We start from the raw sequence: 24477 nt of genomic DNA on the forward strand, positions 1-24477 counted from the left end.
CCGGACGGGGACCGGGGAGCGTCGTCCGGTGCCGCCACGCCGGACCACCTGCGGCGCACACCCCCCTCGCGCCGATAGCCTCGCGCGTGGCCCCGTGTAGCCGGGGCCGTCCGCCCGTCCCGTCGTCCGAGGAGGTCTGTGTGCGCACGCTGCGTCTCGTGGGCCTGTCCGAGGACGGCAGGCACCTGGTCCTCACCGTCGACGGCGGGGACGGCACCGACGACGGCGAGCGCTTCGAGTTGCCCGTCGACGACCGGCTGCGCGCCGCCGCCCGCGGGGACACGCGCCGGCTCGGCCAGATGGACGTCGACAGCGGCCTGTCCCCGCGGGTCATCCAGCAGCGCATCCGCTCCGGTGAGACGCCCGAGCAGGTCGCGCAGAGCTCCGGGACCCGCGTCGAGCGGATCATGCGCTTCGCCCACCCGGTGCTGCAGGAGCGCGAGCGGATCGCCGACCAGGCCCGCGAGGCGCGGGTGCGGCTGTCCGAGGGCACGCCGAGCGTCCCGCTGCAGCAGTTCATGGCCGAGCGGCTGCGGCTGCTCGGAGCCGACCTCGACGCCGTCCGCTGGGACGCCTCCCGCTCCGACGACGGCACGTGGGTGGTCACCGCCGCCTGGCGGGCCGGCGCCAAGGAGGGCACCACGCAGTGGGCCTACGACCTCGCGGGCCGCGCGGTCAGCCCCCTCGACGCCGCCACCCGTGACTTCGCCGAGGGCACCCGGCTGGTCCGCGTCGTCCCCGGCGTCCCCGCCGAGCGGCCGGTGCTGCCCGTGCACCGCAGCGCCGCCGTCCCCGAGCGGCCCACGGCACCGCCCGCCCCGGCCGACGAGGCCCGTCCCCAGCCGGCTCCCGCCCCTGCCGACCGGCGCACCGACGTCCCGGACGACGAGGACGTCTCCGAGCACGACACGGTCGTCCTGCGGACCGGCGAGACCGACGGCGAGGACGAGGACCCGCGCGCCCGCGTCCCGGCGTGGGAGGACATCGTGTTCGGGGTCCGCCGCAACCACTAGCCTGCTGTGACCGGTCGGACGTGTCCTCCCGACCGGCACCGGGTACCTCTCCCGCAACGGAAGCGCGGAGGTGGAGCGAGTCATGTCGATGTCGGTGTCCATGCCCCTGGGGGGCGTCCAGGTCGGGTCCTACGACAGCTACCAGCAGGCACAGGCCGCGGTGGACCACCTCTCCGACGAGAAGTTCGCCGTCGAGAACGTGACGATCATCGGGTCGGACCTGCGGATGGTCGAGCGGGTGACCGGCCGGTTGACGTGGGGGCGGGCGATCGCCGCCGGCGCCGCGGGCGGCATCTGGTGGGGTCTGTTCGTCGGCCTGCTGCTGGGGATCTTCGCCCCGAGCGGCACCAGCTGGGTCAGCTCGGTGCTCACCGGTCTGCTGTTCGGCCTCGTGTTCGGTGCGCTGTTCGGCGCGATGGGCTACGCGGCCACCCGGGGGCAGCGCGACTTCACCAGCACCTCGCAGATCACCGCGAGCCGCTACGACGTCATGTGCGACCCCTCCCGCGCCGAGGAGGCCCGCGCGATCCTCGCCCGCTGGTCCCTCCGGCAGTAGGAGGACCTCCTCGCCCCCCACGGCTCGCACGCTCGCCGCGGGCCCCTGCGAGCAGGCCGTTCCAACACCTCACCGCAGGGTGGCGAACGCGACGGCCGCGGCGGCGGCCACGCCGAGGGAGTCCACGCCGGCCCGCATGGGGATCCTGGCGCGCACCCGGGCCGCCGCCTGCGCCTCCGCCGTGAGCCCGGGTCCCTCGGCGCCGAGCAGCACCGCGGTGCGCGGGTGCGCCCGCGGGTCCACCGCGGTGAGGTCGACGGCGTCCGGGGCCGGGGTGAGCGCCACGGTGAGGTAGCCGGCCTCGTGCAGCCCGGACAGCCCGGCGGGCCAGTCCGGCAGGACGGCGAACGGCAGCGCGAGCACGTGCCCCATCGAGACCCGCACCGAGCGCCGGTAGAGCGGGTCGGCGCAGCGCGGGTCGAGCAGCAGGCCGTCGACGCCGAGGGCCACGGCCGAGCGGGCGATCGAGCCGAGGTTCTCGGCGTCGTTGAGCGCCTCGAGCACCGCCAGCCGCCGGGGCGCCGCCGGGTCGGGCCCGGCCAGCAGCGCGCCGAGGTCCGCCGGCGGGCGACGGTCCGCGGAGGCCAGCACACCGCGGGTCAGCCGGAAGCCGATGAGCTCCGACAGCGCCCACTTGTCCATCTCGTAGGCCGGCACGTCGTCGGGCACGTCGAGGTCGGCCAGCCGCCCGGGCACGCCCAGCACCGCCCGCACCCGGTAGGGCGAGGCCAGCAGCCGCTGCACCGCCGGGACGCCCTCGACGATCACCGGGCCGGTCCCCCGCTCCCGTCCGGTGGGCCGGTCGCCGGCATGCAGGTCGCGGAAGTCCGACACCCGCGGGTCGGCGACGTCGCTGATCGGCTCGGGCACGCCTGCGATCCTCCCCGAGCGCCGCGGCCGGCCGGCCCGCAGGATCCAGTGGTGCCCACCTCGTCTGTCGTCGTCGGAGCCGGCATCGCCGGGACGGCCTGCGCCCGGGCGCTGGCGGAGGCCGGGGTGCCGGTGCGCGTCCTCGACCGCGGCCGCCGTCCCGGGGGCCGCATGGCCTCCCGGACGCTGGCCGGCCGGGTCACCGACCTCGGCGCCTCGTACTTCACCGCGCAGGACGGCTCGCCGTTCGCCGCCGTCGTCGACGACTGGGGAGCGCGCGGGCTGGTCCGGCCCTGGACCGACACCTTCGGCGTCGCCGGGCCCGACGGGATCCGGGACCGCAAGCGCGGCCCGGTCCGCTACGCCGCGCCGGGCGGGCTGCGCTCGCTGGTCGCCGACCTCGGCACGGGCCTGGACGTCGTCCAGGAGTCCGCGGTGCAGCGGGTGGAGCCCGGTCCCCGGGTCGACGGCGCCGACGTGACCGCCGCCGTCCTCGCCCTGCCCGACCCGCAGGCCCGCCGTCTGCTGCCCGCCGACCTCGCCGCCCGGCTGCTCGGCGGGGAGGCGGAGCACCCCTGGCAGCCGACCCTCGCGGTCGCGCTGGGCTGGGACGAGCGCCGGTGGCCGGCCGACCTGCACGGCGCCTTCGTGAACGACGACGCGGTGGTGGAGTGGATCGCCGACGACGGCGACCGGCGCGGCGACGGCGCCCCGGTGCTCGTCGCGCACACCACGCCGGGCACCGCCGCCGCGCACCTCGACGACCCCGACCGCTGCGCGCCGGAGGTCACCGCCGCCGTCCGCCGGGCGCTGGGCATCGACACCCCGCCGGCGTGGACGCACGTGCACCGCTGGACCTTCGCCAAGCCGTCGGCCCCGCGCGAGGCGCCCTTCGGCCTGGTCGACGGCGTCGGCGTGTGCGGCGACGGGTGGCGGGCGCCGTCGAAGGTGGAGAGCGCCTGGACCAGCGGGCACCTGCTCGGGACCGAACTGGGCACGGGGCTCGGAGCGACCTGAGGGCGCCGGGCGTTGACGCCGCCCGATGAACTCACCTAGCGTTGAGTTCCTCAGGCGTGGAGTTCGCGTCCCCGGGAGGCCCCCATGACCGACGCCGTCACCGTCACCGACCTCGTCGTCGAACGCGGGCGCCGCCGGGTCCTGCACGAGCTGTCGTGCTCCGTGCCGGCCGGGCAGGTCACCGGCCTGCTCGGACCGAGCGGCAGCGGCAAGACCACGCTGATGCGGGCGCTGGTCGGCGTGCAGCGGGTCCGCTCCGGGCAGGTCACCGTCCTCGGCGAGCCCGCGGGCTCCCCCGGTCTGCGCTCCCGGGTCGGCTACGTCACGCAGGCGCCGAGCGTCTACCCCGACCTCACCGTCCGCGAGAACGCCCGCCACTTCGCCGCCCTCTACGGCCGCGGCGCCGGGGCGGCCGACGACGCGCTCACCGCCGTCGGGATGACCGACGCGGCCGGGCAGCTGGTCGCCGACCTCTCCGGCGGGCAGCGCAGCCGGGCGTCGCTGGCCTGCGCGCTGGTGGGCGACCCGGAGCTGCTGGTCCTCGACGAGCCGACCGTCGGCCTGGACCCGGTGCTGCGGGTGGACCTGTGGGACCGGTTCCACGCCCTGGCCGCCGCCGGGACGACGCTGGTGGTCTCCAGCCACGTCATGGACGAGGCCGGCCGGTGCGACCGGCTGCTGCTCCTGCGGGAGGGCCGGCTGCTGGCCGACTCGACGCCGGCCCGGTTCCGCACCGACTCGGGCACCGACGACCTCGAGGAGGCCTTCCTCCGCCTGGTGCGGACGCAGCAGGAGGTGGCGGCGTGAGCGCCGTCCTGAGCCCGCGGCTGACCGGCGTCACGACCGGGCGGGTCCTGCGGCAGCTGCGGCACGACCACCGCACCATCGCGATGATGGTGCTGCTGCCCAGCCTGCTGCTGGGCCTGCTCCACCTGCTGTGGCGCGACGTGCCGGCGCTGCCCGGCCAGCCGTCGGTGTTCGACCGGGTGGGGCTGACGATGCTCGGCGTCTTCCCGTTCGTGGTGATGTTCCTCGTCACCAGCATCGCGATGCTGCGCGAGCGCACCTCCGGCACGCTGGAGCGGCTGCTCACCACGCCGCTGTCGCGGCTGGACCTGCTGCTGGGCTACGGCACCGCGTTCGGGCTGGCCGCCGCTGTGCAGGCCGTGGTCACGGTGACCGTGGCGACGACGCTCTACGACCTCGACGTGGCCGGCTCGCTGTGGCTGGTGGTCCTCATCGCCGTCGTCGACGCCGTGCTCGGGGTGGCGCTCGGGCTGCTGGCCAGCGCCTTCGCGCGGAGCGAGTTCCAGGCGGTGCAGTTCATGCCGGTGATCGTGCTGCCCCAGTTCTTCCTCTGCGGGCTGCTGGTGCCCCGCGAGCAGATGGCCGGCTGGCTGCAGGCGATCAGCGACGTGCTGCCCCTGACCTACGCCGTGGAGGCCCTGCAGGAGGTCGGGCGGTCGGTCGCGGAGACCGGCACGATGTGGCGGGACGTCGGCGTGGTGGCCGGCGCGGCGGCGCTCGCCCTCGCCCTGGCGGCGGCGACCCTGCGGAGGAGGACCGGCTGAGCGAGGCACGCCGACGGCCCGCGGGCCGTCGTCCCGGCAACCCGGACACCCGGGAGGCGGTGCTGGCCGCGGCCCGCACCGCCTTCGCCGAGCGCGGCTACGACGGCGCTTCGATCCGCTCGATCGCGACCACCGCGGGCGTGGACCCCGCGCTGGTGCACCACTACTTCGGGACCAAGGACGCCCTGTTCCTGGCCGCGGTGCAGATGCCGGCCGATCCCGACGACTTCCTGCCCGAGGTGCTCGCCGCGCCGCCGCACGAGCTCGGCGCCGCCGTCGTGCGCACCGTCCTGCGGGTCTGGGACGGCCCCGCCCGGCCGGGGATCCTCGCCCTGGTGCGCTCGGCGGTGAACCACGAGTGGTCGGCCCGGCTGCTGCGCGAGTTCGTCCTCGCCCGCATCATCCGGCGGGTGATCGGCACCCTGGACATGCCGGTGGCCGAGCGGGAGGCGCGTGGTGCGCTGGTCGCCTCCCAGGTCGTCGGGCTGATCATGACCCGCTACGTGCTGCGCCTGGAGCCGCTGGCCTCGGCCCGCCCGGACGACGTCGTCGCCGCGGTGGCACCGACGCTGCAGCGCTACCTCACCGGCGACGTCGCGCTCCCCGGCCGGCGGGACTAGCGGGCGACGCGGGCCAGCTGCCGGGCCTGCGCGACCAGCCGGCCGGTGGAGTCCCAGATGCGGCACTCCTCGTCCGACCAGCCCCCGGCCACCTCGGTCGAGCGCGACTCGACGACGCACCAGCCCGGCGCCGGGAGCCCGCGGACGAGCACCTGCAGCTGCACCGTGGGCGCCCAGCCGGGCCTGCCGACCGCGAAGGCGGTGGGCGGCAGCGCGTCGGCGAACAGCAGCAGCGCGAGCGGGTCGGGGTCGCGCCCGTCGGCCAGCCGGATCCAGGCACGCAGCAGCCGCACGTCGGCGGGCCGGCCGACCGTCCAGCCCGCCGTCGCGGGGTCCAGCCGGGTGTCGAGGTGCTGCGCGAGGCCGACGGCCGGGCCGCCCTCGCTCGTCCGGGTGGCCACGCACTCGTCGGGGCCGGGCAGCTGCGGCACCGGGTTGACGGTGTAGTCGGCCCGGTCGGTGCCGAGGGTCGCCGCCGTCACCTGGACGGCGAGCGAGGGGCCGGCCGCGCTGCTGAGCAGGACCGTGGAGTGCGCCAGGGTGCGCCCGGCCGGGCCCGCGGTGACCGTGAGGTCGGCCGGCCCGCCCGGGGTGGCGCGCAGGTAGCCGGCCGACAGCGCCACCGGGTGCGGGTGCGGGCTGTCCAGCAGCGCCGCCCGCGCGACGACGCCGAGCAGGTAGCCGCCGTTGAGCACGCCGTTGCCGACGTCCCACCCGGGGTCGAGGTCGGCGCGCACGCCGCCGCCCTCGGTGCGGGTGACGGCGGTGGCCCGGTCGAAGGCGGAAAGCTCGGCGTCGGTCTGCGGCACGCCCGACAGGGTGCCAGGGTCGGGGACGTGGACTACACGCACCTCGGACGCAGCGGCCTGACGGTCTCCCGGCTGTGCCTCGGCACCATGAACTTCGGCTGGAAGACCGAGGAGGCCGACTCCCACGCGATCATGGACCGCGCCCACGAGGAAGGCGTCAACTTCTTCGACACGGCCAACGTCTACGGCTTCGAGGCCGGCAAGGGCCGTACCGAGGAGGTGCTGGGCACCTGGTTCGCCCACGGCAGCGGCCGCCGCGAGCGCACGGTGCTGGCCACGAAGGTCTACGGCGGCATGTCCGACTGGCCCAACGACACCTTCCTGTCCGCCCGCAACCTCGTGCGCGCCTGCGACGCCTCGCTGCGGCGCCTGCAGACCGACTGGATCGACCTCTACCAGTTCCACCACGTCGACCTCGCGACGCCGTGGGAGGAGATCTGGCAGGCCTGCGAGACGCTGGTCGCCCAGGGCAAGGTGCTCTACGTCGGGTCCTCCAACCACGCCGCCTGGCAGCTCGCCGCCGCCAACGAGGCCGCCGCCCGCCGGCACTTCCTCGGGCTGGTGAGCGAGCAGTCGCACTACAACCTGCTCACCCGGCACGTCGAGCTCGAGGTGCTGCCCGCCGCCCGCCACTACGGCATCGGGGTGATCCCGTGGAGCCCGCTGGCGCAGGGCCTGCTGGCCGGCGTCCTCGGCGACCAGGAGGGCAGCCGCCGGCACGCCGAGCGCAACCGAGAGCTCGTCGAGCGGCACCGCCCGGCGCTGCAGGCCTTCGAGGACGCCTGCCGGGACTGGGGCCTGGCACCGGCCGACGTGGCGCTGGCCTGGCTGCTGCACCAGGACGGCGTCACCGCCCCGATCGTCGGCCCGCGCACGATGGCGCAGTTCGAGGGCTCGCTGGCCGCGCTCGGCGTGCGGCTGGAGCAGGCCCAGCTCGACCGCCTCGACGAGGTCTTCCCCGGCTTCAGGGCCGCGCCGATGGAGTACGCCTGGTGAAGGAGAGCACCCGTGCCGTGCTGTCCAGCAGCGCCGCCCGGGCGACGACGCCGAGCAGGTAGCCGCCGTTGAGGACGCCGTTGCCGACGGTCGTCACGGAGGGTCGTTCACGAAGCGGAACTGCAGCCGCACCGAGTCGTCCATCGGCACCACCAGGGTGGAGTTGCTGGCGTCCCACGTCTCGGGGACGAGGAACAACCGGTCCTCGCCCTGGATCAGTAGCCGCAGGTCACGGTACCGATAGCGGAACGTCTGCCCCTCGCTCGGCGGTAGCGCCGACTCGCGGACCCCGGATGAGGTGAGGCTCAGCCGCTCGGTGGTGTCGAGGATGACGGCCGGGAGGCGGTCCAGGTGCCGCGCCACCTCTCGCGCCGCGCCCCGGCCGGACCACTCCGCGAAGGTCGCCGTCGCCCAGAAGACGCTGATCACCAGGAGCACGGAGAGGACGACCGTCACCAGCCCCGACGGCAACTGCCCCGGCTCCAGCGACCGCGCGATCCGCCGTCCGTAGAGCGCGAGTCCGGCGCCTGCCGCCATGAGCAGCGGCGTCACGAGGGTGTAGTACACCCAACCGCCCCACAACGGGAAGGCGACGAGGAGCAGCACTCCGACGAGCAGGAGGGCGTCTCCGGTCACGACGACCGCGCGGGCTCTCCGGCTCCCCCGGTCCAGGCGGTGCCGCGCGCTCGCGGCCACCTCCGGGTCGGCGTCCTTCGCATCGGCGAGAGCGGCCTGCACTCGGCGGAGCACCCGCTCGTGGACGACGGCGACGACGATGGCCAGGAGCGCCAGGACCAGCAGCGGGGTCAGCAGCGGCTCCGGGCTGCGCATGACGTAGTCCTGCGTGCTCAACCCGATCGTGTCGACGTCGACGCCGAAGTACAGGTATCGCGCCCGCGAGGAGGCGTAACCGAAGTAGAAGAGCAGCGCGGTCAGGACGCTGAGCGGCGCGACGACCTGCGCGACCGATCCCGCGACCTGCCCGAGCCGGGCGAGGGACATGGCCGGGTCAGGGGGTGGGGACGTCATCCCGACGGCTCGGGCGGGCTGAGCTCGATGTCCTGGTCGTCGGCTTCGATGCCGGCCGCCACCTCGTCACAGTCCGCCCTCGACATCCCGGGGCACTCCAGACGGCCGTCGAGTGACAGCGTGGCGGCCGACTCCTCGACGATCACGCCCCCACCCTCGGAGACGTCGCTGCCCACGTAGCTCACGGCGACGACGCAGACGGCCGCGTCCTGGTTGTCGGCGGTGAAGGTGAACCCCGGCACGCACGGCTCGCCTCCGGAACACCCGCCCCGTTGCACGACCCACAGGTCCGAGGTCGTGGAGGCACCGGTGACCGTGATCGCCACCCCAGAGGGGATCGCGGATGAGTTCTCGGCGCCTCCCAGGTAGTTGACGCCCACACACTGGTCCGCGACGGTTCGGTCCTCCGGGTCGCCACCGATCGGGAGTCCGACCGCATCGACCTCTGGTTTCTCCTCAGCCGGCGGCTCCGGGGCCTCCGGACCCGTCTGCTCGGGCGGAGGTGGCGGCGCTCCTGGCTCCGGCGGGGGCTCAGCCGGCGGCGGAGGTGGCGGAGGTGGCGGAGGAGGTGGCGGCGGTGCCGGGGATCCCTGCGTGCTCGGCGGAGGTGCCGGCGAGCCCGGTGCGCTCGGCGGGTCCACGGGGGGCGCAGGTGTCGAGGATCCAGGTCCGGACGGCGGGTTCGCCGGAGCCTCGGGTGCTGGAGAGTCCGGGTGCTCCGGGGAGCCACCCGGCGGGGGCACCGGGGCCTCCGGATCCTCCGGGGAGCCACCTCCCGGGGGCGCCGGGGAGTCGGGTCCGCTCGGCGGGTCCGCCGGTGACTCGGGTGACGGTCCGGTCGGACCCGGTGCGGGAGCCGGCTCGACCGACGTCACGGGGGCGGGCGCGGCCCCTGTGTCGCGGTCGTCCCCACCGCCGCAGCCGGTGACGACCACCAGCACCACCGCAGCCCCCGACACCACCCTGATGCGCGACTTCGACATGCGATCACCCCGGCCGTAGCCGCCGCACTCGTGTCGGGGCACCGGCGCGGCAGCCGACACCCAGGGTGTGCGGATCCCCGGCCTCGAGCGCCGTGCTCTCGGACGAGACCGTTCCATGGTGCGAGCGGGACCACGCTAGGGACCCACCCGGTCGAGCGCAACAGTCGGTATGCCACCGGTGACGGTGCGGTGACGCCACGACCTCCGGTGGGGATCAGGACCGCGCCGATGGAGTACGCCTGGCGACGGAGGAGAGCACCTCGTGCCGCCCGGCGCTGCTGCGGACCAGCGTCACCTCTGCCAGCGGCCAGTCCGGCCCGCGGTAGCCGGCCAGCCGGTCGGGCAGGTCGCCGTCGGCGGGCCGGCGCGGGTGCCAGCGGCCGAGCGTGAGGTGCGGGCGGAACGGCCGGTCCTCCACCGGCAACCCCAGCCCGCGGGCGGCCGCGGCCAGCCGGGCGGCCAGCGCGGTGAGGACGGCGACGTCGCCGTCGACCCCGGCCCAGCACACCTGCGGACGGCGGCGCGAGCCGAACCGCCCGGCGCCGGCCAGCCGCAGCGTGGCCGGCGGCGTGGGCGCGACCGCGTCGGTGACGGCGCCGGTGAGGCCGGGCAGCAGCGCGGACGGCACCGCGCCGAGGAACAGCAGGGTGAGGTGCCACCGCGCCGGGTCGCCCCAGCGCGGTGCACCGGGGGCCTGGCGCAGCGGCTCGAGCGCCGCGGCCAGGTCGGCGCGCGCCCGCGCGGGCGGGGCCACCGCGACGAACAGCCGCAGCGGCGCCGGCTCGCTCAGCGCACCACCAGGCCGGCGTCGGCCAGCGCCGTCTGCAGCCGGAGCCGCTCGACGTCGCGGGCGAAGCCGAGCGGCACGGCACCCAGGCCGTGCGGCACGGCCAGCAGCGCGGCCGCCTCGGTGAGGACGTCGTCGTAGGCGGCCTGCAGGCCGCGCCGGCGCACCTGGGGCGCCCCGGCGGGAACCGTGTCGAGCTGGCGTCCCAGCCGGCGCACGTCGGCGGCGACGGCCTCCAGCGGCCGGGGCGCGGCGGGCGGGGGGACGTCCCCCTCGCGGGCCCGGCGGCGGGCGCGGACGTCGAGCATGAGCTGGCCGGAGAAGACGCGGAACAGCAGGCCGAGCGCGGCGAAGGCGCCGACCAGCATCGCGGTGATGCCGGCGAGCTGGAGCAGGGCGGAGGTCATCGGCACTCCGTGGGGGCGGGTGGCCGTGACGGTACGTGGCGGTACGGGTCGCCGCCAGGTGCGCCGGTCAGCGACCCGCGGCCTGCTCCCCGCGGAGCTCGCCGACGTGCAGCCGCAGCCGCGGCGGGACGACGTGGGCCTCGAGCCGGACCCGCCGTCCGCGGGACAGCCACAGCCCGGCGAGGGCACCGGCCACCACGACGACGGCCCCGCCGAGGATCAGCCCCCAGGGCGCCCCGAGGTGCTCGGAGACCCAGCCGATGACCGGCGCGCCCAGCGGCGTGCCGCCCAGGAAGCACGTGAAGTACAGCGCCATCACCCGTCCGCGCATCTGCGGGTCGGCGCCGAGCTGCACGAAGCTGTTGTTGGCCACGCTGAACACCAGCGCCGCCGCGCCGGTGGGCACGAGGAGGACGGCGAAGGGCAGGAAACCCGTCGTCAGCCCGCAGGCGACGGTGAGCAGCCCGAACACGACCGCCGAGGTGACCAGGAAGCGCTGCCGGGGGCGGGCGGTGCGGCGGGTGGACAGGAACGCGCCGGTGAGCGACCCGACCGCGAACGTCGTGGACAGCAGCCCGAACGCCTCGGCGCCGAGGTCGAAGACCTCGCGGGCCATGAGCGCGATCGTGACCTGGAAGTTGAACCCGAACGTGCCGATGACGAAGGCGAGCACCATCGCCAGCCGCAGGTCGGGGCGCGCCCAGGTGTAGGCCAGGCCGGCGCGCAGCTGGCCGCGGGCGCGCGCCACCGGCTCGCTGCGCCGCAGCTCCGAGGACCGCATGAGCGCCAGCGCGCCGATCGTGACCACGAAGCTGGCGGCGTTGACCAGGAACGCCGGCGCGGTGTCCCCGCCGGCGGCGCCGATGAGCAGGCCGGCCAGCGACGGGCCGATCAGCCGGGCGCCGTTGAAGATCGTCGAGTTGAGCCCGACGGCGTTGGCCAGCAGGTCGCCGCCGACCATCTCCGAGACGAACGCCTGGCGCACCGGGGCGTCGATCGCCGACACCGAGCCGAGGGCCCCCGCCAGCACGAACACGTGCCACAGCGCGACGGCGCCGGTGGCCACCAGCACGCCGAGGCCGAGGGCGAGCAGGCCCATGAGCGCCTGGGTGACGACCAGGACGCGGCGCTTGTCGTAGCGGTCGGCCAGGATGCCGCCGACCATGCTGAGCACCAGCATCGGGCCGAACTGCAGGGCGGTCACGAAGCCGAGGGCCACCCCGCTGTCGCCGGAGAGCTGCAGCACCAGCCAGTCCTGGCCGATGCGCTGCATCCACGTCCCGGTCAGGCTGACCAGGTTCGCCGACGCGTAGAGCCGGAAGTTGTGCACGTGCAGCGAGCGGAACGGGCTGCGCCCCCGGGCACCCGGTCCCCCCGCGGCCGGGTCAGCGGCCGTCGACGTCACCCACCGGCGAGCTCCTCCATGATCACGGCGGCCTCGCGCAGGGTCGCCCGCTGTTCCGGGGTGAGCCCGTGCAGCCGGCCGGACAGCCAGGCCTCGCGGGCCCGGGCCTCCTCGCTGAGCAGCGTCTCGGCGGCCGGGGTCAGCTCGATGACCACCTGCCGGCCGTCGGTCGGGTGCGGCGTGCGGGTGACCAGTCCCATGCCGTCGAGCGCGACGACGACGCGGGTCATCGACGGCGGCTGGACCCGCTCGTGCGCGGCCAGCTCCCCCGGGCTCATCGGGCCGTGCCGCTGCAGCGTGGACAGCGCCGCGAGGTGGGTCAGGGTGACCGAGGTGTCGACCCGCTGGTTGCGCAGCCGGCGGGAGAAGCGCATGACCGCCAGCCGCAGGTCGTGGGCCAGCGCCGCGGTGTCCAGCGTCGACCGTGTCACGGCCGGGACCCTACCGGTGGTTAGCCCCGCTCAGAACAGTTGCTGGAGTGGCTCCAGTGCGAAGTACACGACGAACGCCGCGGCGATCACCCACATCAGCGGGTGCACGTCCCGCCACCGCCCGACCGCCGACCGCAGCAGCACGTAGCTGACCACCCCGGCACCGATGCCGTTGGTGATCGAGTAGGTGAACGGCATGAGCGCGATGGTGAGGAAGGCCGGGATGACCAGGGACATGTCGTCCCAGTCCAGCGCCCGGATCTGGCTGATCATCAGCGCGCCCACGATCACGAGGGCGGGCGCGGCGGCCTCCGAGGGCACGATCTGCACCATCGGCGTGAAGAACATCGCCAGCAGGAACAGCGCGCCGGTGACGACGCTGGCCAGGCCCGTGCGGGCGCCGTCGGCCACGCCGGAGGCGCTCTCGATGTAGGTCGTGTTCGACGACACGCTGGCCGCGCCGCCGGCGGCCGCGGCCAGGGAGTCGACCAGCAGCACCGGCTGGGCGCCGGGCAGGTTGCGGTCCTCGTCGAGCAGGTCGCCCTCGGCACCGACGGCGGTGATCGTGCCGACGGTGTCGAAGAAGTCGGCGATCATGATCGAGAAGACGATGAGCAGCGCAGCGACGACGCCGATGCGCTCGAAGCCGCCGAACAGCGAGAACTGCCCGACGATCGACAGGTCGGGGGCACTGACGACCTGGTCGGGCCACCTCGGCAGCTGCAGCGCCCAGCCGCGCGGGTTGTCCTCCCCCACACGGACGCCGACGTCGGCGATCTCCTCCACGACGATCGCCAGCAGGGTCGAGACGACGATGCCGATGAGCAGCGCGCCGCGGACCCGCCGGACCACGAGGACGGCGGTGAGCAGCAGCCCGACGACGAAGACCAGCAGCGGCCACCCGGCGAGCTGACCGTTGACGCCGAAGCTGATCAGCGGGGTGCCCGGGCGGATGACGCCGGCGTCGGCCAGGCCGATGATCGTGAGGAAGAAGCCGATGCCGACCGCGATCGCCGTCTTCAGCTGCGGCGGGATGGCCTCGAAGACCGCCTTCCGGAAGCCGGTGAGCACCAGGACGGTGATCAGCAGGCCCTCCAGCAGGACCAGGCCCATGATCTCCACCCAGGCCAGCTGGGTGGCGGCGAAGACGGCGACGATCGCGTTGATCCCGAGGCCGGTGGCCAGCGCGAACGGATAGCGGCCGACGACGCCCATGAGCACGGTGAGCGCGCCGGCGACCAGCGCGGTCACCGCGGCGACGGCGGGGAAGGGCAGCGTGGCGCCGGTGACGTCGGGACCCGACAGGATGATCGGGTTGAGCACCACGATGTAGGCCATCGTGAAGAAGGTGGTCAGCCCGCCCCGCACCTCGCGGCCTACGGTGCTGCGCCGGGCGCTGATGGAGAAGAAGCGGTCCAGCCCGTTGCGCGGCCGCACCTGGGGGCCGGGGCTGCGCCGCGCCCGGGGTCCGCCCGCCGCGACGTCGGCCGGCGTGTCCCCGGTGGGGACGGCCCCGGGAGGAGTGGCTCCGGCGCGCGTGGCCCCGGGAGGAGTGGCCGCGCTCGCGCCGCGGGCGGGACGGGACTTCGGGGGCATGCGGGCTCCTGCGGACTGCGAGTGCCGGGGTGACGAGCGGCGACAGAGTGCCACACGCCGGCGCGCGCCCCCGCGCAGGTGGGCGCGGGACGTGGCCTAGGGTCGCCCCGTGCCGGATCCCCGCGGGCACGGGCCGCTGAAGCAGGCTCCTCCGCCGCTGCAGGTCGACACCGCCCGCGTCGTCCTGGCCGGGGCGGCGCTGTGGGCGCTCACGCTGGTCGTCCTGCTGTTCCTCGGCGACCGGGTGGACCGGGCCTGGACCTGGACCTGCGTGGTCGGCATCGTGCTCGCCCTGGTCGGCCTCGGCGTCATGCGCCTGCAGGGCCAGCTCGGCCCGCGCCGCGGCCCGGGCGAGGAGTAGCCGGCCGGCTCAGCCGGCCTGCAGCAGGCGGACGGTCGCCACGGCGAGGACCCGTGTGACCGCCGTCAGCTCGGTGAGGTCGACGTGCTCGTCGTAGGAGTGGGCGTGGACGACGTCCCCCGGGCCGTAGTGCACCGTGGGGATCGACTCGGCGGCGTACAGCCGCAGGTCGCTGCCGTAGGGCACGCCCCGCTCGCGCGGCACGGTGCCGGTCAGCGCCTCCTGCGCCGAGGTCAGGACCTGCCGCAGGGGCGTGTCGGCGGGGGTCCGCCCGGGCGCGAACTGCCCGCCCGGCCAGGTGACCTCCGCCGGGTGCCCGCGCAGGAAGGGGTGCGCCGCGCAGGCGGCGGCCACCCGCTCCTCCAGCGCCGCGCGCGCGTCCGCGGGGTCCTCGTCGAGGCGGACGCCCATGCGCCCGGTCGCCGTCAGCCGGTCGGGCACGGTGCTGGCCCAGTCGCCGGCGACCACGGTGCCCACCGAGATGGTGTGGGCGACCGGGTACTCGGCCATCAGCGGGTCCACCGCGGTGTTGCGCTCGGTCTCCAGGTCCCGCAGCGCGGCGTCGAGGTGGGCGAAGTGCTCGACGGCGCTGTGCCCGGCCCACCGGGCGCTGCCGTGCGCGGGCTGCCCGGGGACGACGAGCCGGAAGGTCAGCGCACCGCCGGCCGCGGTGGTGAGCGTGCCGCTGGTGGGCTCGGTGATGACGCAGGCGTCGGCGCGGTGCCCGCGGGCCAGCGTCGCGAAGGCGCCCAGCCCCCCGTCCTCCTCGCCGCCGACCAGGTGCAGGGCCAGCCGCCCGGGCAGCCGCACGCCGCTGGCGAGCACCGCCTCGGCGACGGCGAGGTCGGCGGCCACCCCGGCCTTCATGTCGCAGGCGCCCCGCGCGTACAGCCGGGGTCCGGCCGTCCGCGGCGTCCAGGGGTCGCCGGTCCAGCGCCGGCGGTCGCCCGGCGGGACGACGTCGACGTGGCCCTGCAGCGCGACGGTCGGGCCGGCGTCGTCGCCGGTGGCCGCGACCAGCCCCCAGGACTCCCGGCGCGGGACCTCCGTCCCGGGGAAGCCCGGCCGGCCGGCCAGGTCCGCGACGTCGATCCGCCAGTGGTCGACGTCCATGCCGAGGCGCGTGGCGCGCCCGGCGAGCCCGGCGAGGAGCTCGGACTCGGCGTCGCTGCCGGTGACGCTGGGCACCCGCAGCAGGTCGACCAGGGTGCGGTGCAGGCCCGGGACGTCGAGGGCGTCGAGCACCGCGAGCTCGGCACGCCCGAGCCGGCCGTCCTCCGCCGGCGCCGCGGCGGCCGGCAGCTCCGACAGCGTCACGGCTCCTCCTCCCGAGGCGCCCGGCGGCGCATGGGTCGAGGCTAGGGAGCGCCCGGGGCGCGGGCCAAGGTCGAAGGACTGCGTCCTGCCTACGATCCGTTGCGTTCGGAGCACCTGGGGCGCAACGGAGGGCCGCGTGGACGAGCTGGACCGGGCGATCGTGCAGCGGCTGCTCCAGGACGCCCGCACCACCTACGGCCGCATCGGGGCCGCGGTCGCGCTGAGCGCGCCCGCCGTGAAGCGCCGGGTCGACCGGCTGCTGCGCAGCGGCGCGATCCGGGGGTTCACGGCCGTGCTCGACCCCGCCGTCCTCGACTGGGACGTCGAGGCCTACGTGTGGGTCTACTGCGAGGGCGCGCCGGACCCCGAGGACGTGCGCGCCCAGCTCGCCGCCGTCCCCGAGGTGGTGCAGGCGACGACCATCTCCGGCACGGCCGACGTCGTCCTGCGTCTGCAGGCGCGCGACACCACCGAGCTGGAGCGGGCGGTGCGCCGGGTGCGGGCGCTGCCCACGGTCGCGCGGACGGAGAGCGCCGTGGTCCTCTCCCGGCTCATCGACCGGCCGCGGGTCTGACCGGTGCGCTAGTCGGTGAGGACGTCGAAGTCCGCGGTGTCGTAGCGGGCCGACGTCACGACCTCGGCCGGCTCCCCCACCGCGAGGGTGGCCTGGCTGTGCGCGCCGCACCCGTAGTCGATCGCGACCACGCGGCCGTCGGCCGGTGCGTACTCGTTGCCGCAGGCGCCGAGCAGCCTGCGCAGCGACCCGGCCAGCGGGAGGAAGAAACCGCACGTCCCGCACGGGCCGGGGGCCGAGCGGGCCATCGGCGCCCGCGGGCCGAAGTCGCCGGCCAGCCAGCGCGCGGCCGCGGTGGCGCGCCCCTCGCGGGACATGACCCGCTCGCGGCCCAGGCCGATCTCGCTGGCCAGCGCCTGCGCCTCGGGGTCGGCCGCGGCGTCGTCCTCGGCGGTGTAGGAGGGCACCAGCCGCGGGTCGTCCTCGGTGGCCGGCAGGACGTCGCCGACCGACAGGTCGCCCGGGCGCAGCCGCTCGTGCCACGGCACCCAGGCCGGCGCGAGCAGGGCGGCGTCGCCGGGCAGGAGCACGACCTCGTCGACGGTGACCTCGTCCCCGCCGGGGACGTGGGCGAGGGTGACCGCCCAGTGCCAGCCCACGTAGCCCGGCAGCCGGCTGGCGAAGGAGTGGGTGACCACGTCGCCGAGGACGGTGGGACCGCCCGCGGCGTCCCCGACCGGCTCGGGCCCGGCGCCGAGGTGCTCGCCGACGACCGCGGGGTCGCCGGCGGTCTCCTCGGCCGCCGCGCGGGCGAGGTCGACCGCGCCGGTCAGCACGTCGCTCGGGACGAAGTCGGGAGTCACGGGGTCATCGTCCCAGACGGGGCGAGGGGGCCCGCGCAGCCGGGCGACCCACGTGATCACGACTCCCCCGGACCGCCGGGCGGGTACGGCACCATGGAGGCGTGCCGTCGTCGCGTCCACCCGGGTCCCGCCGGGGCCCGCTGCGCCGCTCGCGGCAGGAACCGGACCCCGACCGGATGGACACCGCGCCGCTCGACCTCCCCCAGCCGACGACCCGGCCGCAGCCCGCCGCCCCGCCGCCGTACCCCGCGCCCGCCCCGTACGGCCCGCCGTACGTCCCGGCACCCGGGTACGGGCCGCCGCCCGGATACGGGCCCTCCACCGTCCCGGCACCGCCCGCGTACGGCCCGCCGCCGCAGGCGCTGCCCCCCGGTCACGCGCCGCCGCCCGTCCCCCCACCGGCCGCGCTGCCTCCACCCGAAGCGCCTGCGCCGGCGGCGCCCGGGGCCGGGCAGCCGCGGGTGACCGTCACCCGGGTCGCCGTCGCCCGGACCCGTGAGCTGACCGGCGCGACCGTCGCCCGGGTGCGGGCCGCCAGCCGCGCCGACGGCGCCGCCGAGAGCGGGCTCACCCACCTGCTGTGGGTCAACGCCGTGCACATGGCCGGCGACGCGATGATCGCCGTCTCGCTGGCCGGCACGCTGTTCTTCGCCGCCGCCTCCGACGCCCAGCGCGGCAACGTGGCGCTGTACCTGCTCGTCACGATGGCGCCGTTCGCGCTGGTGGCGCCGGTCATCGGCCCGCTGCTCGACCGGCTGCAGCGCGGCCGCCGCTGGGCCCTCGGCGCCGCCGCGCTGGGCCGCGCGGTGCTCGCGCTGGTCATGGCCGCGCACTACGACGACCTCGTCCTCTACCCCGCGGCGCTCGGCGTCCTGGTGCTGTCGAAGGCGCACAACGTGCTGCGCGCCGCGGTGGTCCCCCGGGTGCTGCCCGCGGCGATGTCGCTGACCTCCGCCAACGCGCGGCTGTCGGTGTTCGGCCTGGTGACCGCCGGCGTCTTCGGCGGCATCGGTGCCGGGATCGCCTGGCTGTTCGAGTTCCCGCCGCTGCTGTGGGCGACCTCGGCGGTCTTCCTCGTCGCCGCGGTGCTCGCCGTCCGGCTGCCCCGCCACGTCGACGTGCCCACCGGCGAGCAGCCCGCCGACGTGCTGAGCACCGGCCCCGTGCCCGCGCCCGGCCGGCGCCGGCGCCCGGTCAACCCGCACGTGGTGCTCGCGCTGCGCGCCAACGCGGCGCTGCGCGGGCTGGGCGGCTTCCTGACGATCTTCTCCGCGTTCCTCGTGCAGGCCACCGTCGAGGGCGGCTGGGAGGCCACGCTCGCGCTGGGCGCCATCGCCGGCGCGGCCGGGGCCGGCAGCGTGCTGGGCACCGGCATCGGCTCCCGCCTGCACAGCGCCGATCCCGACCGGGTGGTCGTCTGGGCGGCCGGGGCCGCCGCCGTGGTCACCGTGCTCGCCGCCGTGTTCTTCGGCCTGGCCACCGCGGCCGTCGTCGCCGGGGTCTCCGCGGTGGCCAACGCGCTGGGCAAGGTGGCCCTCGACGCGATCATCCAGCGCGAGGTGCCCGAGGGCCTGCGCGCCTCGGCCTTCGCCCGCTCCGAGACGGTGCTGCAGCTGGCCTGGGTCTTCGGCGGCGCCGTCGGCATCGCGCTGCCGCCGATCGGCTGGCTGGGCTTCGCCGTCGCCGCCGCGCTGCTCGTGCTCGCCGTCGGGCTGCTCCTCTGGACGCCGCGCCGCCGCCGGTGGGCGCCCGTCGACCCCGCCGCGCCCACCGTCCCCGGGTCCCCCGCCGTCCCCGTTGCGGCCGGCCCCGACGCCCCGACCGTGCCGGAGGCACCCCGCCCGTGACGACCACCCCCCGCGCCGCCGGTGCCCTGCTGGCCGGCGCGCTCACCGCCGTGCTGGCCGGGTGCGGCGGCGGCTCCTCGTCGGCCACCGGCGCGCCCCCGGACGTGACGGTGACCGCCGGACCGCAGGAGCTCGCCGTGCAGCCGACCCAGTACTGCGGGTCCGGCGAGGGGCAGCGCTACGAGGTGACGCCGCCGCTGGTCGAGGTCTCCCCTGACACCCCGATCGCGCTGACCGTGCCCGACGACGTCGCGGCCAACGGCTGGAGCGTGCAGGTCTTCGACGGGCGCCTCGAGGAGAAGCTCGGCGAGGTCGACGTCGGCGCGGGGACGACGACGTTCGACGGGATCAACAGCTCCGACGTCGTCCCGCCGGCGTACTACCTCGTCGTCGTCGAGGACGCCCACGACGACTGCCTGCTGACCGGTTCCTGGCCGGTCGGCTTCCTCCGCGCCGGCGGCGAGATCGGGACCGACCCGACCGCGACGCCGGCCGGCTGAGCTCCCGGCTCAGGCCTCCAGGTCGCCGGCGACCGCGCGCAGCACCGCCGCGACCTTGCGCGACTCGGCCCGGTCGGGGTGCCGGCCGCGGCGCAGGCTGTTCGAGACGTCGTCGAGCAGCTTGATGAGGTCCTCGATGATCGGGACCAGCTCGTCGGGCTTCTTGCGGTTGGCCGCGGCCACCTTCGCCGCCACCGACGGCAGCGGGTCGAGGACGCGGACCTGCAGCGCCTGGTCACCCCGGCGGCCGGCGACGATGCCGAACTCCACCCGCTGGCCGGGCTTGAGCTCGGCGGTGCCGGAGGGCAGGGCGTCCTTGTGCACGAAGACGTCGGGCCCGTCCTCGCGAGAGAGGAAGCCGAACCCCTTCTCGGGGTTGAACCACTTGACCTTGCCGGTGGGCACGGTGAGATCCCTCGATCGCTGCTGGGTGTCCCGGCCCGGGGCCGGCGGACGGCGGCACGGTCGCACCGCTCGCGCCAGGTTAGCCGTCCGGCGCACCTGGATTGAGCGGGTGCCGCCCGCGTCCGGGTCCGCCGCGGACACGGGCGCCGGGCACCCGGACCACCGCTCCACGCCGGCCGACGAGCGCACGGCGACGGCCTGGCTGCGCACCGGCCCGGCGCTGGACGCCGGCGGGGTGGCGGTGGCCTCGTACTCCCGGGCCCGGGCGTTCCCTGGGGCGGCGGTGCGGTCGGCCTCGCGCTGGTGCCACCGGGCTCGGCACCGCACCGGCCGGGTACCGGCGCCGGCGGCGCAACGAGCGGGCCACCACCGCCGACGCCCCGCTGTCCGGCGGCCCCGAGGTCCCCGCGCCGGGCACCCTCGTCGCGGCGGTGGTCCTGCTGGTGGCGGTGCTGCTCGTCGTCGAGGTCAGCGGGCGGTGAGCCCCCGGGAGACACAGCCGCAGCGCACCGCGCCGGCGTGGCAGCGCACCGGCCTGGGCGTGCTCGGCGGGGCGGCGCTGCTCGGCCACGCCGCCGTCGTCGTCACCGCACTGGCCGCGGCGGCCGCCGTGCTCAGCCGCTGACGACCTCCTGGTCGACCACCCCGAGCCGGACCAGCAGGTCGAGGAAGACGACGGCGAAGTCGTTGTCCTCGACCTCGCGCCGCACCGTGCTCCAGTCGACCTGCTCGCGCAGCGCCCGCGCCACCGGCAGCAGGCGGGAGAAGTCGCAGTAGTGCTCGTCGAGCGCCATCAGCTTCGTGACCAGGATGTCGGTGGCCGCCAGCACCGGCATGTGCACCGAGAGCACGGGCATCTGCTCGGCCCGCTCGATGAGGTCGGCCTCCACCGGGTGGCCGCAGGTGCGCCAGAGGACGTCGACGAAGGAGTTGCCCTGCACGACCTTGGTCAGCCAGTCCTCGGCCGGGTCCTCGACGGTCAGGCCGGCGTCGGTGAGCACCTTGACCGCCCGCTCGGCCTCGCCGTCGGGCACGAGGAAGTCCGCGTCGTGGTCGGGCTCCGGGGCCCCGCGCACCCAGGCCGCGTAGCCGCCGCACAGGGCGAAGGGCACCCCGCCCTCCTTGAGGGCCACGGCGGTGCGCTTGAGGAGGTCACGGATCTCGTCGCGGTCGGAGGGCTGCACGGGGATGCGTCTACCCGGCGCCCGGCCGGTCACGCACGGGTGAACCGGCCGCCACCGGGGCACGGGGAGACCGTGCGCATCGCGACCTTCAACATCCTGCACGGGCGCTCGCCGGTGGACGACCGGGTCGACGTCGACCGGCTGGCCAGCGCGGTGAAGACGCTGGACGCCGACGTCCTGGGCCTGCAGGAGGTCGACCGGGACCAGCCCCGCTCGATGAACGCCGACCTCACCGCGGTGGCCGCCGAGGCCATGGGCGCCGTCGACTCCCAGTTCGTGGCCGCACTGTCCGGCACCCCCGGCGGCACGTGGATGGCGGCCACCGGCGAGGAGCAGCCCGGCTCGGCCAGCTACGGCATCGCGCTGCTCTCGCGCTACCCGGTGGTGTCCTGGCGGGTGGTGCGGCTGCCGGCGCTGCGCGGGCGGGTGCCGGTGTGGTTCCGCGGCGCGCGGGCGCCCAAGCTGGTGGGCGACGAGCCGCGGGTCGCCGTCGCCGCCGTCCTCGACGGGCCGTCGGGGCAGTTCACCGTGGCCTGCACGCACGTGTCGTTCGTGCCCGGCTGGAACTCCGTGCAGCTGCGCCGGCTGGTGCGCTCGCTGACCGGCACCCGCGAGCCGCTCGTCGTCCTCGGCGACCTCAACATGGACCCGCGCCAGGCCTCCCGGGTCAGCGGGATGCGCCCCCTGGCCAGCGGGCTCACCTTCCCGGCGGAGGCACCCGCACGGCAGCTCGACCACGTCCTGGGCCGCGGGCCGGTGGCCGCCACCGGCCCGGGCGAGGTGCTGCGGCTCCCCCTGTCCGACCACCGGGCGCTGGCCGTGCCGTGCCGGGTCGGGTGACGTCCTGACGCTCAGGCGTTGCGGACCGCGGCGGCCGCCTCCAGGCCCAGCTCCTGCACCGACGCCTCGCGCATCTCGACCTTGCGCACCTTGCCGGTCACCGTCATCGGGAACGCGTCGACGACCTTGACGTAGCGCGGGACCTTGTAGTGCGCGAGCCTGCCGGCGCAGAACTCGCGCAGCGCCTCCGGGGTGAGCGGCTCGGCGCCCTCCCGCAGCCGCACCCAGGCCATGAGCTCCTCGCCGAACCGCTCGTCGGGGACGCCGATCACCTGCGCGTCGACGACGTCGGGATGGGTGTAGAGGAACTCCTCCACCTCGCGCGGGTACACGTTCTCCCCGCCGCGGATGACCATGTCCTTGATCCGGCCGACGATGTTGAGGTAGCCGGCCTCGTCCATGACGGCGAGGTCGCCGGTGTGCATCCAGCGGGCGGCGTCGATGACCTCGGCGGTCTTCTGCGGCTCGTCCCAGTAGCCGAGCATCACCGAGTAGCCGCGGGTGCAGAACTCTCCCGGGGTGCCGCGCGGCACGGTGATGCCGGTGGCGGGGTCGACCACCTTCACCTCGAGGTGCGGGTGCACCCGGCCGACGGTGGCGGTGCGGCGGTCGAGGTCGTCGTCGGCGCCGGTCTGGGTGGAGACCGGGGAGGTCTCGGTCATGCCGTAGCAGATGGTGACCTCGGTCATGCCCATCTCGGCGACCACCCGCTTCATCACCTCCACCGGGCACGGCGAGCCGGCCATGATGCCGGTGCGCAGGCTGGAGAGGTCGTAGGTGCCGAAGTCGGGCAGCGCCAGCTCGGCGATGAACATCGTCGGGACGCCGTAGAGCGACGTGCAGCGCTCCTCCTGCACCGCCCGCAGCGTGGCCGCCGGGTCGAACGCGGGCGCCGGGATCACCATGGTGGCGCCGTGCGAGGTGGCCCCGAGGTTGCCCATCCCCATGCCGAAGCAGTGGTAGTAGGGCACCGGGATGCAGATCCGGTCGGCCTCGGTGTAGCCGCAGCCCTCGCCCACGAAGAACCCGTTGTTGAGCAGGTTGTGGTGGCTGAGCGTGGCGCCCTTGGGGAAGCCGGTGGTCCCCGACGTGTACTGGATGTTGATCGGGTCGTCGGGTGAGAGCTCGGCGGCACGGCGCTCGAGCAGCCCGCGGTCGGCGGCGCGGCCGGTGGCCAGCAGATGCTCCCACTCCGGGTCGCCGAGGAAGACGACCTCGCGCAGGTCGGGGCAGTCGCCGCGGACCTCGGCCACCATCGCCCGGTAGTCGCTGGTCTTGAACTCCGGCGCCGCGACGAGCACCGAGATCCCGGCCTGCCGCAGCACGAACGCCAGCTCGTGGGTGCGGTAGGCCGGGTTGATGGTGACCAGGACGGCGCCGAGCTTGGCGGTGCCGTACTGGACGAAGACCCACTCCGCGCAGTTGGGCGCCCAGATGCCCACGCGGTCGCCCTTGCGCACGCCGAGGGCGTCCAGGCCGAGGGCGCAGGCGTCGACGTCGGCGACCAGCTGCGGATAGGTCCAGCGGCGGCCCGTGGCGCACTCGACGAGCGCCTCGTGGTCGCCGACCCGCGCCGCCGTCCGGTCGAGGTCGGCCCCGATCGTGTCCCCCAGCAGGGGGACGGCAGAGGTGCCGCTGGCGTAGGACGGCAGCGCGGGGGTGCTCACGGCCGCCGGTTCTCCGGCAGCTGGACGCCGGCCCGGTTGGGCTTGTCCGTGGGGTGGGCGTAACGGATCCGCTCGACCGGCAGCGGGAAGCTGTGGTCCTCGCCGAAGGGCGACAGCCCGCCGGCCATCTCGCTGACCAGCTCGGTCACCGGCGGGCCGGCGTCCTCGGACTGCCCCCAGGTGGGCTCCACCAGGTGGGCGTGCTTCTCCTTGCGCTTGGCCATCTCGCCTCCGTGTACCCGGGCGCACCGGGCGGTGCGCGCGTCGTCGCCATTCTGGCGGCTCCCCGGTCCTACCCGCACCAGCCCCGCTCTCCCGTGTCCTCCCCCGGGTCTCAGCGGGCCGGTCGCCGGGCCGAGCGTGCGCCGTAGAGGGTGGGCAGCCCCTCGGCGGTGAGCACCCACTGCCGGGTGCCCACGGGCGCGAGCCGCACCTCCCCGCCGTCGAGCCCCTGCACCTGGCGGGTGCGCCAGACCGAGGTGCTCGCCAGCCGCAGCCGCACCGGCTCGTCGGCGGGGTCCCACTCGTCGTAGCCCTCCGGCTCGAAGGCGACGATCGCCGGGCCCGCGATGCGCAGCAGCCCGCGCTGCCACGGGACGGCGGTCAGCGCGCGGTGCCAGCGCAGCGCGCGGGCCAGCCCGCCGAGCCCGGCGGCGGCGGCGCAGGTGCCGCCGACCACCAGGACGACGACGACCATGCCGGCCAGCGGCACCGGGCGGCCGCGGTCCTCGGCGAGGCTGATCGCGACGGCGCCGAGCAGCACGGCCAGGACGACGGCGATCACGCCACCGGCCAGCCAGCGCAGTGCACCCGCCCGGTAGCCCTCCAGCGCGGAGCGGGTGTGCGGGTCGTCGGCGGCCGGCTGCACGCCGTCCATGCTCGCAGCCCC

General features: G+C 75.9%; 30 protein-coding genes. 13 read left to right on the forward strand and 17 right to left on the reverse strand.

Going from position 1 to position 24477, the window contains the following annotated elements; all coding sequences use genetic code 11:
- The first annotated feature begins 140 nt into the window (after nucleotides 1-140).
- Together sepH and HLV61_RS19565 are read left to right on the forward strand one after the other, a co-directional pair.
- The gene (gene sepH / locus HLV61_RS19560; protein WP_369258433.1) at nucleotides 141-1013 is read left to right on the forward strand and encodes a septation protein SepH; all 873 of its coding nucleotides are present in this window, start codon (nucleotides 141-143) and stop codon (nucleotides 1011-1013) included.
- 82 nt (nucleotides 1014-1095) lie between these two features.
- A complete protein-coding gene (locus HLV61_RS19565) occupies nucleotides 1096-1569 on the forward strand; it encodes a general stress protein (RefSeq protein ID WP_369258435.1) in 474 nt (157 codons plus the stop codon).
- A gap of 69 nt (nucleotides 1570-1638) precedes the next feature.
- Here HLV61_RS19565 and HLV61_RS19570 read toward each other — a convergent pair whose 3' ends face one another.
- Nucleotides 1639-2439: a TrmH family RNA methyltransferase gene (locus HLV61_RS19570; protein ID WP_369258437.1), complete on the reverse strand. Its 801-nt coding sequence runs from the start codon at nucleotides 2437-2439 to the stop codon at nucleotides 1639-1641.
- A 51-nt stretch (nucleotides 2440-2490) separates the two neighbouring features.
- Here HLV61_RS19570 and HLV61_RS19575 point away from each other — a divergent pair, with 51 nt between their 5' ends.
- The 4 genes from HLV61_RS19575 (at nucleotide 2491) to HLV61_RS19590 (ending at nucleotide 5647) form a co-directional block, all read left to right on the forward strand.
- Nucleotides 2491-3456: an NAD(P)/FAD-dependent oxidoreductase gene (locus HLV61_RS19575; protein ID WP_369258439.1), complete on the forward strand. Its 966-nt coding sequence runs from the start codon at nucleotides 2491-2493 to the stop codon at nucleotides 3454-3456.
- 84 nt (nucleotides 3457-3540) lie between these two features.
- On the forward strand, nucleotides 3541-4263 hold the full coding sequence (locus HLV61_RS19580) for an ABC transporter ATP-binding protein (protein WP_369258441.1): 723 nt from the start codon (nucleotides 3541-3543) through the stop codon (nucleotides 4261-4263).
- Complete coding sequence (locus HLV61_RS19585) at nucleotides 4260-5027, forward strand: ABC transporter permease (RefSeq protein WP_369258443.1); 768 nt, start codon at nucleotides 4260-4262, stop codon at nucleotides 5025-5027. The genes HLV61_RS19580 and HLV61_RS19585 overlap by 4 nt, the downstream gene beginning before the upstream one ends.
- A gap of 59 nt (nucleotides 5028-5086) precedes the next feature.
- Nucleotides 5087-5647, forward strand: coding sequence for a TetR/AcrR family transcriptional regulator (locus HLV61_RS19590; RefSeq protein WP_369258445.1), 561 nt, complete (start codon nucleotides 5087-5089; stop codon nucleotides 5645-5647).
- Here the strand turns inward: HLV61_RS19590 and HLV61_RS19595 are convergent.
- Nucleotides 5644-6456, reverse strand: a complete 813-nt coding sequence (locus tag HLV61_RS19595) for a thioesterase family protein (protein ID WP_369258447.1) — start codon at nucleotides 6454-6456, stop codon at nucleotides 5644-5646. The genes HLV61_RS19590 and HLV61_RS19595 overlap by 4 nt on opposite strands.
- A gap of 27 nt (nucleotides 6457-6483) precedes the next feature.
- Between HLV61_RS19595 and HLV61_RS19600 the strand changes: the two genes are divergently transcribed.
- Nucleotides 6484-7452 (forward strand): aldo/keto reductase, encoded by a 969-nt coding sequence (locus HLV61_RS19600; protein WP_369258449.1) that lies wholly within the window; start codon nucleotides 6484-6486, stop codon nucleotides 7450-7452.
- Here the strand turns inward: HLV61_RS19600 and HLV61_RS19605 are convergent.
- The 8 genes from HLV61_RS19605 to HLV61_RS19640 form a co-directional block, all read right to left on the reverse strand.
- Nucleotides 7421-7549 carry a hypothetical protein gene (locus HLV61_RS19605; RefSeq protein WP_369258451.1) on the reverse strand — a complete coding sequence of 43 codons (129 nt, stop codon included), beginning with the start codon at nucleotides 7547-7549 and terminating at the stop codon, nucleotides 7421-7423. The genes HLV61_RS19600 and HLV61_RS19605 overlap by 32 nt on opposite strands.
- Entirely contained in the window at nucleotides 7546-8454 is a 909-nt protein-coding gene (locus HLV61_RS19610; protein WP_369258453.1) for a hypothetical protein, read from the reverse strand. Before HLV61_RS19610 ends, HLV61_RS19605 begins: the two co-directional genes overlap by 4 nt.
- Before the next feature lie 23 nt (nucleotides 8455-8477).
- Nucleotides 8478-8723 carry a hypothetical protein gene (locus HLV61_RS19615; RefSeq protein WP_369258454.1) on the reverse strand — a complete coding sequence of 82 codons (246 nt, stop codon included), beginning with the start codon at nucleotides 8721-8723 and terminating at the stop codon, nucleotides 8478-8480.
- 955 nt (nucleotides 8724-9678) lie between these two features.
- Nucleotides 9679-10254: an RNA 2',3'-cyclic phosphodiesterase gene (gene thpR / locus HLV61_RS19620; RefSeq protein WP_369258617.1), complete on the reverse strand. Its 576-nt coding sequence runs from the start codon at nucleotides 10252-10254 to the stop codon at nucleotides 9679-9681.
- Complete coding sequence (locus tag HLV61_RS19625; protein WP_369258456.1) at nucleotides 10251-10658, reverse strand: hypothetical protein; 408 nt, start codon at nucleotides 10656-10658, stop codon at nucleotides 10251-10253. The genes thpR and HLV61_RS19625 overlap by 4 nt, the downstream gene beginning before the upstream one ends.
- A gap of 67 nt (nucleotides 10659-10725) precedes the next feature.
- Nucleotides 10726-12063, reverse strand: a complete 1338-nt coding sequence (locus HLV61_RS19630) for an MFS transporter (protein ID WP_369258458.1) — start codon at nucleotides 12061-12063, stop codon at nucleotides 10726-10728.
- Nucleotides 12060-12494, reverse strand: coding sequence for a MarR family winged helix-turn-helix transcriptional regulator (locus HLV61_RS19635; RefSeq protein WP_369258460.1), 435 nt, complete (start codon nucleotides 12492-12494; stop codon nucleotides 12060-12062). Before HLV61_RS19635 ends, HLV61_RS19630 begins: the two co-directional genes overlap by 4 nt.
- Nucleotides 12495-12524: 30 nt before the next feature.
- Nucleotides 12525-14090: an NCS2 family permease gene (locus HLV61_RS19640; RefSeq protein WP_369258462.1), complete on the reverse strand. Its 1566-nt coding sequence runs from the start codon at nucleotides 14088-14090 to the stop codon at nucleotides 12525-12527.
- A 109-nt stretch (nucleotides 14091-14199) separates the two neighbouring features.
- Here HLV61_RS19640 and HLV61_RS19645 point away from each other — a divergent pair, with 109 nt between their 5' ends.
- Complete coding sequence (locus tag HLV61_RS19645) at nucleotides 14200-14451, forward strand: DUF2530 domain-containing protein (protein WP_369258464.1); 252 nt, start codon at nucleotides 14200-14202, stop codon at nucleotides 14449-14451.
- Nucleotides 14452-14460: 9 nt separating this feature from the next.
- On the opposite strand, the gene HLV61_RS19650 is transcribed toward HLV61_RS19645, so the two are convergent.
- Entirely contained in the window at nucleotides 14461-15768 is a 1308-nt protein-coding gene (locus HLV61_RS19650; RefSeq protein WP_369258466.1) for an ArgE/DapE family deacylase, read from the reverse strand.
- Nucleotides 15769-15904: 136 nt separating this feature from the next.
- Between HLV61_RS19650 and HLV61_RS19655 the strand changes: the two genes are divergently transcribed.
- Nucleotides 15905-16342, forward strand: a complete 438-nt coding sequence (locus tag HLV61_RS19655) for an Lrp/AsnC family transcriptional regulator (RefSeq protein ID WP_369258468.1) — start codon at nucleotides 15905-15907, stop codon at nucleotides 16340-16342.
- Nucleotides 16343-16350: 8 nt separating this feature from the next.
- Here the strand turns inward: HLV61_RS19655 and HLV61_RS19660 are convergent, their stop codons facing one another.
- The gene (locus HLV61_RS19660; RefSeq protein WP_369258470.1) at nucleotides 16351-17145 is read right to left on the reverse strand and encodes a DUF3027 domain-containing protein; all 795 of its coding nucleotides are present in this window, start codon (nucleotides 17143-17145) and stop codon (nucleotides 16351-16353) included.
- A gap of 461 nt (nucleotides 17146-17606) precedes the next feature.
- On the opposite strand from HLV61_RS19660, the gene HLV61_RS19665 reads away from it, so the two are divergent.
- Nucleotides 17607-18992 (forward strand): MFS transporter, encoded by a 1386-nt coding sequence (locus HLV61_RS19665; protein WP_369258472.1) that lies wholly within the window; start codon nucleotides 17607-17609, stop codon nucleotides 18990-18992.
- Nucleotides 18989-19492 carry a DUF2771 family protein gene (locus HLV61_RS19670; protein WP_369258474.1) on the forward strand — a complete coding sequence of 168 codons (504 nt, stop codon included), beginning with the start codon at nucleotides 18989-18991 and terminating at the stop codon, nucleotides 19490-19492. Before HLV61_RS19665 ends, HLV61_RS19670 begins: the two co-directional genes overlap by 4 nt.
- Nucleotides 19493-19501: 9 nt before the next feature.
- On the opposite strand, the gene HLV61_RS23225 is transcribed toward HLV61_RS19670, so the two are convergent.
- Entirely contained in the window at nucleotides 19502-19897 is a 396-nt protein-coding gene (locus HLV61_RS23225; RefSeq protein ID WP_440285133.1) for a cold-shock protein, read from the reverse strand.
- Between the two features lie 478 nt (nucleotides 19898-20375).
- Here HLV61_RS23225 and HLV61_RS19680 point away from each other — a divergent pair, with 478 nt between their 5' ends.
- Nucleotides 20376-20522, forward strand: a complete 147-nt coding sequence (locus HLV61_RS19680) for a hypothetical protein (RefSeq protein ID WP_369258476.1) — start codon at nucleotides 20376-20378, stop codon at nucleotides 20520-20522.
- Here the strand turns inward: HLV61_RS19680 and HLV61_RS19685 are convergent.
- On the reverse strand, nucleotides 20512-21081 hold the full coding sequence (locus HLV61_RS19685; protein WP_369258478.1) for a nucleotidyltransferase family protein: 570 nt from the start codon (nucleotides 21079-21081) through the stop codon (nucleotides 20512-20514). The genes HLV61_RS19680 and HLV61_RS19685 overlap by 11 nt on opposite strands.
- 72 nt (nucleotides 21082-21153) lie before the next feature.
- Here HLV61_RS19685 and HLV61_RS19690 point away from each other — a divergent pair, with 72 nt between their 5' ends.
- Nucleotides 21154-21921, forward strand: coding sequence for an endonuclease/exonuclease/phosphatase family protein (locus HLV61_RS19690; RefSeq protein ID WP_369258480.1), 768 nt, complete (start codon nucleotides 21154-21156; stop codon nucleotides 21919-21921).
- 11 nt (nucleotides 21922-21932) lie between these two features.
- Here the strand turns inward: HLV61_RS19690 and HLV61_RS19695 are convergent, their stop codons facing one another.
- The 3 genes from HLV61_RS19695 to HLV61_RS19705 all read right to left on the reverse strand — a co-directional run bounded on the left by HLV61_RS19695 (nucleotide 21933) and on the right by HLV61_RS19705 (nucleotide 24465).
- Nucleotides 21933-23588 carry an AMP-binding protein gene (locus tag HLV61_RS19695; protein ID WP_369258482.1) on the reverse strand — a complete coding sequence of 552 codons (1656 nt, stop codon included), beginning with the start codon at nucleotides 23586-23588 and terminating at the stop codon, nucleotides 21933-21935.
- Entirely contained in the window at nucleotides 23585-23812 is a 228-nt protein-coding gene (locus tag HLV61_RS19700) for a hypothetical protein (RefSeq protein ID WP_369258484.1), read from the reverse strand. The genes HLV61_RS19695 and HLV61_RS19700 overlap by 4 nt, the downstream gene beginning before the upstream one ends.
- Nucleotides 23813-23922: 110 nt before the next feature.
- Nucleotides 23923-24465 carry a hypothetical protein gene (locus HLV61_RS19705; protein ID WP_369258486.1) on the reverse strand — a complete coding sequence of 181 codons (543 nt, stop codon included), beginning with the start codon at nucleotides 24463-24465 and terminating at the stop codon, nucleotides 23923-23925.
- Nucleotides 24466-24477: the final 12 nt, after the last annotated feature.

The organism is Geodermatophilus amargosae, from assembly GCF_041028265.1.
Taxonomy (GTDB): Bacteria; Actinomycetota; Actinomycetes; order Mycobacteriales; family Geodermatophilaceae; genus Geodermatophilus; species Geodermatophilus amargosae_A.